The organism is Vibrio cholerae ATCC 14035 (assembly GCF_000621645.1).
In the GTDB taxonomy this organism is placed as follows: domain Bacteria; phylum Pseudomonadota; class Gammaproteobacteria; order Enterobacterales; family Vibrionaceae; genus Vibrio; species Vibrio cholerae.
The window spans coordinates 1-17,047 of record NZ_JHXR01000022.1 but is presented as its reverse complement, the minus strand read 5'-3'; the positions used below and the strand labels follow the sequence as shown (position 1 = coordinate 17,047).

Annotated in this window: 8 protein-coding genes and 2 pseudogenes; 3 read left to right on the top strand and 7 right to left on the bottom strand. The window is 34.9% G+C overall.

The annotated features are described in order from the left end of the window. Nucleotides 1-335: 335 nt before the first annotated feature. Nucleotides 336-746: a toxin-coregulated pilus protein TcpH gene (gene tcpH / locus T411_RS0112615; protein WP_000549070.1), complete on the bottom strand. Its 411-nt coding sequence runs from the start codon at nt 744-746 to the stop codon at nt 336-338. Continuing rightward, nucleotides 731-1,396 (bottom strand): toxin-coregulated pilus transcriptional regulator TcpP, encoded by a 666-nt coding sequence (gene tcpP / locus T411_RS0112610; RefSeq protein WP_000542594.1) that lies wholly within the window; start codon nt 1,394-1,396, stop codon nt 731-733. The genes tcpH and tcpP overlap by 16 nt, the downstream gene beginning before the upstream one ends. A gap of 436 nt (nt 1,397-1,832) precedes the next feature. Here tcpP and tcpI point away from each other — a divergent pair, with 436 nt between their 5' ends. Continuing rightward, nucleotides 1,833-3,695, top strand: coding sequence for a toxin-coregulated pilus methyl-accepting chemotaxis protein TcpI (tcpI, locus tag T411_RS0112605; protein WP_000591846.1), 1,863 nt, complete (start codon nt 1,833-1,835; stop codon nt 3,693-3,695). Nucleotides 3,696-3,986: 291 nt separating this feature from the next. Here the strand turns inward: tcpI and tpx are convergent, their stop codons facing one another. From tpx to T411_RS0112585, 4 genes and pseudogenes are all read right to left on the bottom strand, one after another. Continuing rightward, nucleotides 3,987-4,481, bottom strand: coding sequence for a thiol peroxidase (gene tpx, locus T411_RS0112600; RefSeq protein ID WP_000218963.1), 495 nt, complete (start codon nt 4,479-4,481; stop codon nt 3,987-3,989). Nucleotides 4,482-4,590: 109 nt separating this feature from the next. Then, nucleotides 4,591-5,529, bottom strand: coding sequence for an anthrax toxin lethal factor-related metalloendopeptidase (locus tag T411_RS0112595; protein ID WP_001232136.1), 939 nt, complete (start codon nt 5,527-5,529; stop codon nt 4,591-4,593). Beyond that, nucleotides 5,526-10,126: pseudogene (locus T411_RS1000000120800) on the bottom strand (beta/gamma-crystallin domain-containing protein). Before T411_RS1000000120800 ends, T411_RS0112595 begins: the two are co-directional and overlap by 4 nt. Before the next feature lie 112 nt (nt 10,127-10,238). Continuing rightward, nucleotides 10,239-13,280, bottom strand: a complete 3,042-nt coding sequence (locus tag T411_RS0112585) for a M66 family metalloprotease (protein ID WP_011929371.1) — start codon at nt 13,278-13,280, stop codon at nt 10,239-10,241. Between the two features lie 180 nt (nt 13,281-13,460). Here T411_RS0112585 and T411_RS0112580 point away from each other — a divergent pair, with 180 nt between their 5' ends. After that, complete coding sequence (locus T411_RS0112580) at nt 13,461-14,981, top strand: aldehyde dehydrogenase family protein (protein WP_000640055.1); 1,521 nt, start codon at nt 13,461-13,463, stop codon at nt 14,979-14,981. A gap of 341 nt (nt 14,982-15,322) precedes the next feature. Further along, a pseudogene (locus T411_RS1000000120230) lies at nt 15,323-16,003 on the top strand (IS5 family transposase). Between the two features lie 25 nt (nt 16,004-16,028). Here T411_RS1000000120230 and T411_RS0112565 read toward each other — a convergent pair. Continuing rightward, nucleotides 16,029-17,006, bottom strand: coding sequence for an IS481-like element ISVch1 family transposase (locus T411_RS0112565; protein ID WP_001889101.1), 978 nt, complete (start codon nt 17,004-17,006; stop codon nt 16,029-16,031). Nucleotides 17,007-17,047 lie beyond the last annotated feature (41 nt).

Sequence of the window (17,047 nt, the reverse complement as noted above, 5' to 3'; positions counted from 1 at the left end):
AAAAAGGCCAACTTATTCAATTCAAATGATTTAAAGTAATTTAATGCAAATAAAATGCGTTAAAATATTTCCGGAGTGGAGATCGAAATTATGAATGACGATAAAAATTGGGTAAGACTCTTATCACTATACCCACCTACGTGGATCTGGTGCGGTACTGACAGTGTTCGTCTCGTGCATGCTGTATAGCCAATTAATTGACACTTGTTATATTGTTGACGATCTCAATACAACTGCGAACATTAGGGTAAAGATGAAGAGATGACTTTCAGTCACTTTGACTGTGGAGGAGCGCCTACTCGTCACACACTATCTAGGCGGCTCATGATAAGACCCTAAAAATCGCTTTGACAGGAAAACCACATTTTTTCAGCCGTAAGCTGCTTGTAAGGGAAGGCGAGAAAACAACCTTTGCCGAGTTGATAAATACTCAACACATTGTAATCACGGCTCACATTACTTTCTGAGTAGTCGGGAATCAAATTTAGCTTCTGAGAGCTAGGATCTGGCAATGTTTGATAACGTGTAGTCCAACTTTTGACTACGTTACCTTGTGGATCTGTCTGGGTAAGCCAAACATTGGATAGATTACCTTGATAAGTAGAAAAAATTTGTGTGACTGTACCATCAATAATCATTGTGCCGTGCGAGTTTTTTTGTCGCATCGGGAGTGCGATGAGCGTTACTCCTAGTGCTACAACGAATAGACCTGCAGCCCCCCCCCAAGCTTTTAATTTTTTGTGCATTCTAATGTCTTCTGTTCATAATTCACGGAACACTGATGTTGATCAATAGCGAACATGAGTTTTTGTTCTGACAGTTTTTGGATTGTTATCCCCGGTAACCTTGCTAAATCTCGTAGATCATGAGTGATGCCGGCTAATTCATGTTGATACCATTGGCCATAACTCCACCAAATCACAGGTAGCAAAGCAACATAAAGCGCCGAAAAAACAAGATAAGGAACTACGTTTATCTTCCCCCACTCAATTTTTATCCGCTCTTTTACTGATTTTTTTTGACTACAGTCAGCTTCATCAACAATGTTTTCAGAAACAATAACTTGTATAATATTAATACGATAACCTTGTAACTTTACATTTTCGATCAACGTCTTATGTTCATCATTCAAAAAATCTCTGGTTCTTTTGATTGCCTGAGTTAGACTTTCAGAGCTGATAAATCCATGAGGCCAAAGTGCTTTAATTATTTGATCATTTGGACAGGGGGAAGGATGATATTCACAGAGTATTTTCAATAACTTAGCCTGCATTATGCTCGGTGTACCAATCAGCCTTTCCGGCTTCATTGGATCTTGTGCATAATAGACTTGATTACTGCATTCGTTCCACCAAAGGTTATCGGGAAATTGATAAATCACGCGGACATACCCCATTACTTTACATTTTCTTAATCATAACGACCCATTTTTTTATGTCTATTTTTTTTAATATAATTATTTGCAATCTAATTTTGCAGTTGATAATGAGAACTCGATTGCATAATATTTAAATTGTTAAAAAAAATAAAATAACATTAAAAAAAACAGCAAACCATGCTATCGGAAAGCAATATTCGTTACAGTTCATTCGGTTTAGCACTCCCCCTATAGTGCCTATTCCATATCTATTAACTTGGTTACATTATCTTTCCTGTGACACTTTGCCCCTTCCGTTTGGGGCTTTTTTTTAACTTTATAAGTTTATTTTCCTAAAGAAAAAAAATACTATTTAAAACGATAAAAGCTGATTTTTCACATCATTATTTTATAATTTTATTTTTAATTATCACGAAGTACTCCGTGATAACCATTTAAACTTAGAGTTAAACTAATGATAAAAAAAATAATTTCGGTTTTTTTATTACTTGCGTGCATCATTACGTCGGCTTTTACTGCCTTTTTCTATCACTCGAAACTATCAGATCAAACAAAATCTATATCTAGCCTTAGTTCTCAGCAGGCACAAGAACGGTTGCAAAGTTATCAGGATTCTTTAGATTTTTATAAAAAACTTAATATCTCTCTCTCAGTTGCAATAGCCAATTCACTTCGCGATAAAGCAGTCGAAGAACTCAACGCTATTGCTTTACGTATACAGGAAAATCATGGATTTATTGGTGTTACCTTCGCTAGTTTAGATGGCACCATGTTTACAGATATTGGTACTCTAGATTGGAATGCAAAGACATTGAGAAGAGATTGGTTTGTTAAAACGGTCGAACTCGGTACTAAACATTACACAGCTTTTGATATCGATAAAACAACTGGGCAACACGTTCTCACTATTGCCACCCCTGTTTATGTAGGCAACGACATTGTCGGCAGTGTCGCTTTAGATATTGCAGGTGATCAGATTGCCTCACCTAACGGCAGTGGGATGTTTATGATGACGGATAGGAATTTTAATGTATTTGCATCTGATCTCACTCACAGTACCTTAATTGGAAAAGATTTAACGAAAGAGAAGCCTCTGTTCAAAAATCTGGTCTCAGGCCAGTATGTCACCTTCAGTGATGCTGATAGTCATTGGTTTGCAGTGTCACAAACAGAAATAGATGGTGAAAATAAACTGTTCACTATTATTGATATTCAACAAATCGTCCAAACATACAAGCGAGATATCCAGTTGATTATTGCTGGATTTAGTGGTTTTTCATGCGTGATGCTAATTGGACTATATTGGGTTCTAAGCAAAGAACTCTCAGGTGTTAGACAGATCAGAGAATGGATTCTTTCCCTTTCTGATGGTCAGATAAAAGAACGCAGGCCTATAAAATTCCATAACGAGCTCGACACTATTGCCCAAAGTCTTGAAAATTTACAATTTAGGCTTCTTGATGTGGTGAGAAATTCTCATCGGACTATGAATGATTTAAGTATCAAACAGACTGACATTACGTATTCAATTGAAGGGAATACGAATAATTCACAGCAAGAACTTGGGCTCATTGAACAAGTGGCCACAGCAACAACGCAACTATCATGTACTTCTTTTGATGTAATGCAACAAGCTCAAAGTGCAGAGCTTAATGCGGAGACGGCCCAAAAATTGATTGCTGAAAGTCATGATATTATCGATTCATCAAGCAAACAAACCGAAATGGTAACCCTATCGATCCATGAATCCCAACAAATAATCAATCAGTTACGCGAGTTTTCCGATAATATTAGTTCGGTTACGGATGTCATTAATAATATATCAGATCAAACTAACTTACTTGCCCTAAATGCAGCTATCGAGGCTGCTCGTGCAGGTGAACAGGGGCGCGGATTTGCTGTAGTAGCGGATGAAGTTCGTTCTCTTGCAGTGAAAACTCAGCAATCGACTATAGATATTCAAGGTATTATTTTGAAACTGCAAGAGCAATCGCAGTTGGCAGATCAAGTGATGACACGTAATGTTTCACTTATTCATGAAACACAAGTTGCCAATCGGGCACTTATCGCATCCTTTAACCTGATTTCTGATAAGGTTCTTGAAATATCAAACATAAACTCCATCGTTTCGACTGCCGCAAATGAACAAAAAATAGTAACTGAAGATGTAGCAAAACAGATGGAAGATATTCGATATCTAGTTCAAGAGAATTTATCCGCGATGGAACGAACTAAACAGGCAAATCAGAATATCTCTGATTTGACCACCAATCTAAATGATGCTCTTAGCTTTTTTAAAATTGAGCTTACTTCATAAATAGGAAATAATTAGGCTAGTGCCAGTCAGTTGAGCTGACTGGCTTTTTTTCTCGCACAATCGTGTAGCCATGCAACAACAACAACAACCTTTACACATGTTAGCTATACCAAAGTTTTCTAATCATTGGTTTAGGACAAATTATTCCATGTTTGAGGCATAACGAATGGCGACATGAGTGTATGATTAATTGAAAAATAAAAGGCTCTAAGCCTTGGGAACTTAGGGCCTTTTATAAAGTCATCCAACGCTTTTTTATCTATTGATAGATAGCATTGGCCTAATTACTGATTATAGTGACATCAAAATACGATCGTAATCTGGTTCATTGGTGATTTCATTGACTAATTCACTGTGGGTAATTACACCGAACTCATCTGCAACAATCACTGCTCTAGCAGCAAGCCCACGTAAAGCACCTTCATTTAGATTTACACCGAAGCGTTCAGTAAAAGCAGGCTCACGAAAAAACGATGCATTCGTGACATTAGCTACTGCATGCTCTGTACAAAAGCGAGACATAGCAAAAGGCAGATCTGCTGAAACACAGAGAAGCACTGTATCACTGCGAGTCATAAGTGCATTTTGAAGAACTTTCACACTTTTAGAACAAACCGGAGTATCGATACTGGGAAAAATGCTCATTACAATCTTTTTTCCTTTAAAATCTTCATTGTTAAGATCGTTCAAATCAGCACCACAAAGAGTAAAACTAGGCAAACGATCACCTACTTTAGGAAAAGAGCCAGAAATAGAAACAGGATTATTTTGAAATGTAACAGTCATAATTTAATTCCTCAAATATAAACACTACTTTAGTGTCACCGCTATTATACAAACTATTAAAAACAAACCAAATTAAATAAAAAAAATCCGTTTAGAAGTTTAGTTTAAATTATTTATAACCCTGATTTTGTTCTTGTATTGTTTTCTTAAACTGGTCATAGAAATAAGCGGAGATATAGGGCCAGTCATAAGTTGATTGTATATTGTCTATCCCATAAAGTTTCGATAGACCTTCAGCAAATGATTCCTCTAATGCAACAGCATAGTTATTCTCAGGTTGCAAGAAGTAGTGTTCCTTTATCTTCCCTAGTTGATAATCATTATGCCAAGCTTGATAAAAACTCGGATTTTGACTGTAGGGCTTACCAGTAAAATATGTACCCACTACACGATCTAGAGTATGACCAAACTCATGAATAACTAGATTTTTCGAACCATGATTACCTGTTGGTATAACCCATTTACCATCCGAATTTTTTTGAAGAGCAATCACTAATTCTGTTAAACCTTCTGGTGATCCTGCTCCTGGAATAGAATCCCACGTTATGCCAGCTTCATGTCCGCGAACAGGCTGTCCTTTTAAATGTTCCCAATAAGTAGTGACATTATCATGTGTCACCACAAGCTTTATTTCATGAACCGTATTCCATCCTGATTTTAAAAGCGCTGGGTCTAATTTTGAGAGTTCTTTTGCAACAAGATATCTACCTTCAAACTCTGGTATCATAGAGTTTCTGTTTATTTTCACATAACCAAGTGCACTTGTAAAATTTTTAAGCTTACCAGAGTCAAGCAATTGTTTTGCCCAGTAGGTATGCTCTGCTGTTAGCATCTGGTCAGTTTTAAAAAATGGGTTTAATTCATCAATTAATCGATATAAATAATCTCTATAATAAGTTCCACCAGTTAACTTAGCCAATTCTGCGCGCAACTCATGGGATGTTTCAATTTCTAATGGTAATTCCATAGACTCTAGAATATCACCAATTGGACAGGCATTTGTAATGCTAGAAAAAAGGCACAAGCTAATCAATATCGATTTTCTCATTTATTTTTATAACTCCCATAAATAACTTCTGCATCCTCTTTCTTGAAAAAAAATTTACCATCAGAAAAGTTCATTTCTACAGCATGAAACCGACCTTGTGTATTAGCTAAAGTTAACACATTATCTTGAATTGTGTTTAATACTGTCCCTACGTATCCGATTATTGGTCCACGGAACGTAGGGTACATTGCCGTTAATTCTTTAGCAAACTCCCCCAGAAAGCTATCATCAATGTCACCAAATAAAGGAGTGTAATCCCCCTTATTCATACTAGTCAGTACTTCTGTTTTTGAATAATCACTTGGTTTGAGAGAGCAAGCACTCCAACAAAAGTCAAGTTTTATGATTGAATCCGGCTTTAATCCTTTATTTTTCAGCATATCAGCTAACTCGAAAGCGTAATAGTAATGGCTTGCATCACCAGGGTAGATGACTTCATCACCAGCATCACCGTGTCCGACGACATGAATAACCGGTCTATCGTGTGTTATAGAATCCAAACCAAAAATAGGATCTTTCGTAACAGAAGTATAAAATTCATCGAAGAGCTGTTGTGCCTCCTTTAGATTAATTTTCCTTTGTTCTGAAATTACATTTATAATTAATTCTTTATCAGAGTCTAAAGTTTTCTTTAATTTTTTGTACTGCGATTTGTTCAAAAAAACAGGTTTAATACTCATGTTATTATTATAAAACTTACCTAGCATATCATACATGATGGCATCAGTATTTTTTACAAATGGAGTAAATGCATATCTAGACATACCAGAATTTTCTATAGTATCGAAAACCCAATTTAGGGTATCTATATCGATATTATAATTAAGAGATAGCGAAGAATTTAATTTTAATAAGTATTCTTTAATATCAGGTCCATATCGACCATTAATCAACTCCAATAATCCTGATGCTGTTCTGGTTTTTGGGTCAAATCCCATACTTATTAATGCATCATCAATGTTGGTGAAATGACATGCTTTAGTATTATTCATTAACGAAAAAAGTGGACAAATCCCATTATTAATTTCTTTAATAGACCAATTGCCATTTTTATCTTTAATAATTTCTATCCTTCTCCCACTATTTTGTTCATAAATGAAATTAGCACGTAGTATTGGATCATATTCGACCCTATAGTAGTTACCATCAATATAAACAGCTCGATATTGATCATTAATAATTAAATAACCATCATCTAAATATGATACTGAAAACACCTCTGATTTAAACTTTAAATCATCGTAAAACACAACTGAGTTATCACCTATTATATTTTTTTTAGGTATACTAACCCGCGATGAATATTTTTTATATAATTTACTTGTCCCTGTAACAACGAGCTGATCCAAACCTGCGATAGGATTAAGTTCATTTAATATAACTTTAGGGAGTTCCTTTAGTTTTCCTTGTATTTTTAATTTATAGAAAGCTCTATCAGCTTGCGATGATGTTAATGAATACTTACCTTGTTTGTTTAGGCCAATGACATTTCTAACAAACTTAACATTTCTCGGTAGTAGTTTAGACGACGCAGCTTTAGCTGATAGTTTTCCGATACTAGAAACACTTTTTGCTATGGGTAAAAAAAACATTACGTCACCTAACACACCAAGAGTTGCCATTCCTGCATCACCCGATTTAATATCTTCAACAGTTCCCCATACAGGAAGAATCGCCATCAATACTTGATATGCTATATCTCTATCTGTTTGTACAGTCTTCAAATCGTTCATTTTAAAATTTAGAAACTCTTGCCATCCATATGACATGATGTCTTTTGTATTATATGATTTTTTATTTCTTGTTATAAATTTTGTATCACACACATTCCACCGAGGATACCATCCATCTTGATAATATGAACACTTATCGGCGTAATTGGAGTTCATCAATTGATAAAGTGGATAATTATTCGAGCCTGAATTAAAATCGATAGGTTCTATCACTTTAAAATTATTAAGACTGAACAGGCTCAATAAATCACCAGGTGTCGTAACCGAATAACTTATATCCTTACCCGTCATGACCCAGCTTTGAGTTGGAATATTTTCATATCTTGAATGGGCTTTACCATTATTACCCATATTATAATATGTAATTCCGAATCCAAAATTAAATCTAACTGAACGATTTTTATTTTCAGATTGAATATCCCATGATTCTTTTCCCTCTAGCTTTGCTTTAAATGAAATAAGAGTTGCAATATACTTTGACATAACTTGGCTGATTTCTTGGTATTTTCTTCTCCATAAATCTTGTGCACCTTTTGTTGTTACATGTCCTCCTAATGCAGCAGCATCCTTTTTAAGAATATCCTTCCCTACACGAACCCCGGGGATAAGAGACAAGCGGCCTTTTTTTAGGTATGACTTCCAGTGTTTGTCAACAAAGTTGGCATCTAATCCATAACTGTACAGCTGAGCTTTAGCAAAAAGCTCATCAGTTAAAGGAAGGGCATAAATTGGTGTTTCATTTTCATAACCGACAATTACTTGAAATTTATCTATTTCTCTGTAGCTATTTTTTAATGATTCAAGCTCATTACGTATTAAGCTACCTTTTATCCCAGATGTTTTTTTCAATATCTCAATAGAGCTAATTACATCATTAAATCCTGATTCATTTCCAGAAGCATCTCTTGTCCAATAACGTCCTTGATAGTCACCATGTTCATAAAATCGTACAGACCAGCCGTGTGGGATAGTCCAAGACGAAAGTGTATCATTAAATCCATGTAGGAATTTCGTCGAATTTTCAATATCTATATAGTGACCTGTATAGTTATGATCAGCATAGAGTCTTACAACATTATCTGAACGATATAAATTAGCATTAGAATAAATATCTTCAGTAAGCTTATCTAATGCATTAGAAAAGTTAAACATTGTTAATTGATTATTTTTGCCAATAATTCATCAATAATAAATGGCTCAGATCCAATACCGACCTCTTCAGGAAGTAACGTTTTTGATAGATTATTGTTGATCCTCAAGAATAGACTTGCTTTTATATTATCCATACTGCCATAAGGGTATACGGTGTCAATACCAATACTTTCTAATGCATTTTTAGTACTCAGTAACTCAATATAGCTGAGCTCCTCAATAGATTTTTGATACAAAATGGCTGCAACTTGAGCAAAAGTCTTCCCCAAAAATCCACCAGTAATACCTCTATGGTTAATGGTACCCTTTTTATAGTCAACTATAATATCCTTATTTTTATTAAAAATTTCGCGAGAAAAATCTATACCTGAGAGGTTACCATAATTGATGGTCAACAATAACATGTCATAGAGTTCGGAAGGATCATCACCGACATACTCAACCATCAAAGAACTTACCGTATCATTCAGATTCTTCTCTCCTAATGCCTTAATATCACTATTAGCTACAATAGAAGAACCAGTAAATCCGCCATGTTCAAATAAAGTAACTTGCCACCCTTTCGGAATTTTTATTGATGAAGCAATATCATTAAAGCCATGCAAAAATTCACTATCCATGTTTAATGATATCGAATGCCCATGATATGACTCATGTTCATATAATTTCACAGGTTCAATACTATTGATGAATCCACTTAACATTGACTCCCATAAATCACTAAAAAAGGAATCGCTGTATGCAGGTATCGTTTTTCCGTAGGATAATATAGGCTGACTGTACAAGTCTGAGAACATCATTACCAATGATAATTGCAAATTTTTCTCTGAACCATATTCAAAGTAATGATCTTGATTTAAACTTTTTAGTAGTCTCTGTCTTAATTCATCAATATACTTTGATTCTTGAAATTTACGATCAACGATACCAACTTCTACTGCAGGTTTTACGATTTTTTCTTTTATAAAATTATTGATCTTATCTTTTGTTCGTAATTTAATGAAATCTTCAGATATATTAAAACCTATAGAACCATTTATACCACTATCTCCTAAAGATATAGTGTTTGTATATCCAATAATTTTTCTATTTAGTGATTCATTCCCTGACTTTCCATTATTATAACTTTTCATTTTGGATATGTTCTGGAGGATCTCATTCTCTGTTGGTTTTTCATCTTTCATTCTATAGGCGAATGCCATGTTTACTATATCAGAAAAGAAATCAAAACTGGAAATCTTATTATTTTCAACTATATTTCTAAATGAAACGTCGCCATTAAAATCGTCATATATTGTAACTTTAGCATATTTCTTATCTGATAAATTAACACTTAAGACTTTACATTCATGCCACCATGAATATGGAAGTTCCATTTTTGACATGACAATAACATGATCATGAACAAGGTTATCAAATTCATTAAATTTGAATTTAACCATCTCTGTACCATGAGGCTTCTCAATTTTTCCATTTTTATCTTTCTCATACAGTAAAACTTCAAAATCGATATCAAAGTGATTTTTATTAATTATATTATATATTTCATTTAAATTACTTTTTTCGATCTCCATAGCAACCATACATCTTCCATTACTACCATAAGAGAAATAATCCACTGCGAAATTAATTTTAGGATCAGCTTTAGCCATAAAGGAAAAAATAGACAACGTAATACCAGTTGAAGTTATTGTAATTTTTTTATTGAACATGAATAGTCCTTAATCCTTACTAACTATATGATTACACCATATAGTTAGTATTTTATTTTTCAATCTAACTATGAATGAACAAACCACAGTCATCAAAAAAAGTTCTATAGTTTTAATGGTAGGTCATCGTTTTATAAGTACTAAATAACCATTGTTTACCATTAGACCAATGAATTTGTCTATCTTGTGTACATCTATTGTTTTCATCGAGGTAACCAGCACCATAAAATGATCTATTATCTAATACGCACAATGTCTTATTGTTATCAAATTCTATTTTTGAACCTATCAAATTTTTATCTCTTACTGATAACCATTCAAAATCGTTTTCTTTTGATGATAGTTCAATATTAATGTCGTTTTTCTTGTAATAGATCTCACTTCCACCAGTACAAATGTACTTACTTTCAGATAATTGACTCACATAACCAACAAATTTCATTTCCCTATCTGAATCAGAAAAATTAAATCGACAAATATATTCATCATTATCATTTACACGCATCTTTCCTAATTCATGGTTGATTTCATTTTTGGGTTCAAAATTGTCATAATGTTTGAACCAACCACTAGGAAGCTTAGGCTCATAGCTTGTGTAACCATGCTCTTGCCCAACAATAATAGGTCCTTTTAGTAATTTTATATCAGGATTATCAGAAACCTTTATGCTAGTTAACTCATGTTCTCCACAATACACGTTAATATCTATTATGGGCTTTTCTCTGCTTATATTAAGATGAATTTTATTACTCTGATTTTTTTCTATTCTATAATTTGGTATCGATATTGATTCAATATTATTATCTTTATCTTTAATTTTTAATACACATTCATTTGACCATGTATAGGTACTATTTACTCCTGATTGATTTAATGTAAAAGCCCATTGAAATCCGTTCATAAAAACACCGTCAATTTGCCGACAAGAGTTTCCTTTAATAAAACCTGCACCGTATACAGTACCAGACATCTTTAGTGAACATATTTTACTTTCACCAATAGTAGAATCAGGAACATAACTTATTTCTCCATCACCATCTATTGATAATAAAAAATAATCATTATACTTGGATTCTATTGGATTTTTCTTGCCGTCTTCTAAATAGTGAATACTTCTACTTCCTGTGCATATTTTATTCTCAATGTCTTCATACCCTAGAAATTCAAATTTTTTACCTTTAGGGCTTAGATAAGAAAATCGACATATTTTTTCTTCTTTTCTATTTACGAGCATCGTATGCCAATGTGTATTAACTCTATCTAGATAGTTGACATCTTTAACATATTGCCACCCTTTTAAGGATGATTCTGAACGAGGTTTTTCTAAATCGAATATATTTCCATAATTGCTGTATGTCGGAGGATACAATTGACTTGGATTAATTTTGTCAGGATCATAAACCCCTAATATCGTCACAACAGGTACACCTTTTTTTATTGGAACTTTGAAGTTCGTTCCCTTATACACATAGATATTTTTTAATTCATCCCAAACCATATAATCATTATTTATTACAACAGCCCCATTTTTAAGCCAATCTTGGATAATTCTTGCAACATATGGATGATGAAGTGTATATCTACTAATGATTCCATTTTGATGGTCATATCCTCCAGACATTGCATCCCAAAGATATGTATACTTGTCCATGAAGGGCTTAACAACTTCTTGATTATCTGGCCTTATATTTGATTGTGGTGAACGTTTCCAATCAAAGTTAGCTATGAATCTTTTATAATAGCCATCCCAACCCCATGAAGTATCAGGTCCATGACTAGTACCACCTGCAACATAATGTCCCAATCCATAGTTATGTCCCAATTCATGAGACCATTCGTTATGAAGTGTATTTTCTAGTGTAACGATCCCACCACCACCACTCCCTCCATGCACAACCACTCCATTGTTATAATATCCAATATTTGTGTGTGCGGTAATATGATTCGTTAATCTGTTGTATTGTTGAGAATATCCTGACGAGGCAACTATACCTAAATTAGCATTATTTATTCCGGTAGATACTAGTGCTTTCCCTACTGCTTCTCTCATATCACCTTGATGCCATCCACCTATATCAGCACTTTTCTCAGTATATACTGAACCATTTGGTAATGTTATTTTTTCAAAATGAATAGGGGTATAATCTGAAAAAATCAACTTTGAGACAGGAACTTTCTGAAAGTAATCAACGGCTGTTCTTTCCAATTCTTTTATTACGATATTTCTTCCTCTTGGTTTATATAACATTCCAAGATCTATATTTTGAATAATCAATTCACTAGGTGCTGAAAATTTTATACGTTCTGACTCAATAATACCTAAGTTGCCGTTTTCGTCTTCAAAATGTAATGACATACCACTTTTCATTTTATTCCATGGTATCTCTGCACTCCAATATGAGTTAGAGTAACTTACAACTTTATTATTTTCATCAATATCTATTGGTTGATCAGTTTTTGGCAACATAGATGGTGATTTCATTACAACTTTGCTAGTGAGTCCATCTTCTGAATAAATTTTCATCAAAATTGAACTTGAGTTTTTTATTGATGGCTTAAACAATATTAATGCATCTCTTCCTGTGATTATTTCAGGCTCATTCTTTCTACCCTCAGGAGAAATGACATGCGTTTGCACAAATCTAACTTCACCTTCCAAGCTTCCATACACATTTTTTTCTATTTCTGTGGTGTGATAATAATCTATCTCGTTCAACGTAATGAATTCTATTTTTGCGCTTTCTGAACAAGCAGAGTGTAAACAACTTGAGACATCTATAGAATACTGGCTGTTAGGTTTTAAATCATCGATAAAAACACTATTATTCCTAGTTCTGATAGTTATTACATCTTCTATTCGATCTTTTCTATAGACAATTACATTATAATGACTAAAATTTTTTTCACACTCAATCTTATCCCATTCTATTGTAACCGAAGTATCTGTTACACCTTTATTTTTTTCATCAATTATAGGCCTTGATGGCTTCTTTGTTTGTTCACTTATATCAGGATCAGTCAAATACTGGTCGTTACTGGATGTTGCATTCTCATTACATCCAACTAAGAAAATAAGTATTGCAAAAGAAACTTTCATTAAGAGTGAATATCTTACCACCACTAACTCCTCGTAAACATTTTTCGAAAAAATCATTTAACAAAAAAATAAAGACAAGGGAAACGTATTGATGTTTTTTTAATGCATTAAATATTAACTTAAAATTTTACATTGAAATTTCAATACGATTTTGTTTTTTTAAATCAATTCTCATGTAAGAAGTTAATTTCATTCTATAGAATAATTTTTCCATCAAAAAAGGTAGCTGTTTTTTATATGATTTATCCAATTCCTAATAGCGAAACTTCGACTGTTCATTTCAAAGATGTATATGATAATTACATTGGAGGTCAATGGATGAAGCCACACAGTGGCGAATATTTTAGCAATACGTCACCAGTAAATGGACTGGTGTTTTGTCGTGTTGCTCGCTCGTCTTCGCAAGATGTCGAACTTGCTCTAGATGCCGCCCATAATGCACTTGAATCATGGTCTACAACAAGTGCAGTAGAAAGATCAAATATTCTTCTGAGGATTGCTGATCGAATCGAATCAAATTTAGAAACTCTCGCAATAGTTGAATCATGGGATAATGGAAAACCTATCCGTGAAACTTTAGCAGCTGACCTACCGTTGACTATTGATCACTTTCGATATTTTGCGGCTTGTATTCGATCACAAGAAGGTGCTGCTTCCGAACTTGACTCTAGAACGTTAACTTATCATTTACCGGAACCAATAGGTGTTGTAGGCCAAATAATACCATGGAATTTTCCGTTACTCATGGCTGCTTGGAAATTAGCTCCCGCTCTTGCAGCAGGTTGTACTGTTGTTCTCAAACCTGCAGAACAAACCCCCGTTTCAATTTTGTTTTTAATGGAAATTATTGGTGATTTAATTCCAGCTGGTGTTATTAATGTTGTTAATGGTTTCGGCTCTGAAGCAGGTAATGCATTAGCAACAAGCCAACGTATCGATAAACTAGCATTTACAGGTTCTACTGAAATTGGTAACCATATTCTTAAATGTGCGGCGGATAACTTGATTCCATCCACAATCGAATTAGGTGGAAAATCTCCAAACATTTATTTCCCCGATATCTTTTCTCATGAAGACCAATATCTTGATAAATGTATTGAGGGTGCACTTTTAGCATTTTTCAACCAAGGTGAGGTTTGTACCTGTCCATCTAGAATTTTAGTTCATGAATCTATTTATGAAAAATTCATTGCCAAAATTATTGAACGAGTAGCATTAATTAAACAAGGAAATCCTTTAGATACCGAAACACAAATTGGTGCTCAAGTATCTAAAGAACAGTACGATAAGATTCTTGGTTATATACAAATAGGTAAAGATGAAGGGGCAGAGCTAATTTTTGGTGGGCATCCTAACAATCAAGAAAATTATTTATCTGGTGGTTATTATATTAAACCAACCCTATTCTTTGGTCATAATCAGATGCATATCTTTCAAGAGGAAATATTTGGACCTGTAATTGCAATCACTAAGTTTAAAGATGAAATTGAAGCACTGCACCTTGCTAATGATACTGTTTATGGTTTAGGTGCCGGTGTGTGGACACGTGATATAAATATTGCTCATCGTATGGCAAAAAACATTAAAGCTGGAAGAGTATGGGTAAATTGTTATCATGCATATCCTGCTCATGCGGCTTTTGGTGGATATAAAAAATCTGGCATTGGACGAGAAACACACAAATTAACATTGAGTCATTACCAAAATATAAAAAACGTTCTTATTAGTCATGAGATTCATCCTCTAGGTCTATTTTAAATCTAATATTGCTCACTTTAGGTGAGCAACATCTCCCTAATATATCAAAAATTCACTCAATTTAATTTTCATTGAAATTTACGATATAAAAATTTTAAGTCATTACACCACAAACCAACTCAAGGATCCTTATCTTATTTAAGAATACTTATACTATCTATCATTAATATATTCTTATAAACTTGGCTATCTTTACAAAAAATCACATTAATCACCAATTAATACATTTGGCATTCCCATTAAAATAATGCCACCGTGGGCAGGCTTTGTTGCGTAATTCGAGGGAACTAAATCCGAAGGTTACGATCTGATCCGTTAAGTAAGTTAATTCCCCTAGTCTCATGCCGAAACCTCGCTACAAAACAACGAATTGGAAACAGTACAACAAAGCCTTAATCAACCGTGGTTCACTCACTTTCTGGATTGATGAAGAAGCCACTCGCCAGTGGAAGCAGAGCAAACAAGATAAACGAGGTAGACCTCGCCAGTTCAGCGACTTAGCCATTATTACTGCGCTTATGGTGAAACGAGTTTTCTCAATGCAGTTTAGAGCATTGTAAGGGTTTATCGATTCTGTTTTTTCATTGGCTAACGTCCCTATAGTCTGCCCACATTACAGTTGTATCAGTCGAAGAGCTAAGCAAGTCGAGGTTTCATTTAAACCAAAGACTAGAGGTGCAATACAGCATCTAGCCATTGATGCAACAGGTCTCAAGGTTTATGGCGAAGGTGAATGGAAGGTCAAGAAGCATGGTACTGACGGGAAGCGTAGAGTCTGGAGAAAGTTGCATTTAGCGGTAGGTTGCCAGAAGCTCTACGGGTCCAACAATAAGTGGAAAAAGCGGTACGGCTATCATAAACGCTCACTATCTGAAACAGCAATGTATCGAGTGAAGCAGTTGTTAGGTGGACGATTAAGTCTGAGAAACTACAATGCTCAGGTTGGTGAGGCTTACCCGATGATCAAAGCGTTAAATAAGATAACAGGGCTTGGTATGCCTAAAACTTGCCCTATTGGCTAACTATCAATCTAAGTAGGTGTGTGATTCATAGAGATGGTTTCAATTTTCTTAGCTGAAGATCGAGCTTGTAATTTTGCTCTTGAAACCGCTCTTTCTTGATCTGGTAGTTCTGAGATACCTCTTCAGACAAAGGAGTTTGATCAGATATCTCAGTAATCCTGTCTATCGGGGTTAGCCCATTTAACGAGCTGTGGGGCCGTTCCCAGTTGTAGTAGTGTTGCCATTCAGCTAGTAGCAGATCCAGTTCTTGCAGCCCCACAGAGACATCTATGGTCGGATAGAACTCACTTTTATCTGTTTTCTGCGAGCGTTCCACTTTGCCATTCAAGTGAGGTGAGCCAGGCTTATTTGGGCGAAACTTGATCCCATAAATCATGAGTTGTTTCTGGACTTTTTCAGCAAAGAATTCACGCCCTCTGTCCGTCTGAATACGCTGGATAGGAAATGGCATCTCTTCCACGACACAATCGATAAAGTCGACTGTATTTGCTGCTGTGCGCCGAGAGTAGCACCTTAGAACCCGATAGCGAGAGCAATCATCAATAGCTGTATACTGGTAAATTCCAGGCGCTATTTTACACGTGTCCATCTGGACTCTATCACCAGGAATTGGGCGCTCATATCTTTGGAAATCTTTTTTGCGTCGGTAAGTTACGATGGGTTTGACTGATGCTTCGGATAAAACTTTATGGAGTGTCGCTGTGCTTAGGTGTATTTTGTGAAGTCGGATTAATTCCGTTTGTAAACGTCGCGCCCCTAAATTGCGTTTGTCACGCATCGTAAGGATCAATGCTCTTAGCTCATCAGTGAGTTTGGTATCTGGAGATGAATGAGGGCGTCTGCTCTGGCTTTCCAGACCAGCGATTCCACATTGCTTATATCGCTTAGCCCACTTTCGTAATGTTGGTCTGGAAATACCACAGCGTCGACATACGAGGCCTGCATCACCACATTCCTCATACATTTTTACCCACTGTAGTCTTTGTTGGATTTCTCTGTCCATAGACACCCAGTATAGTTGAAAGGATGTCTATGAATCACACA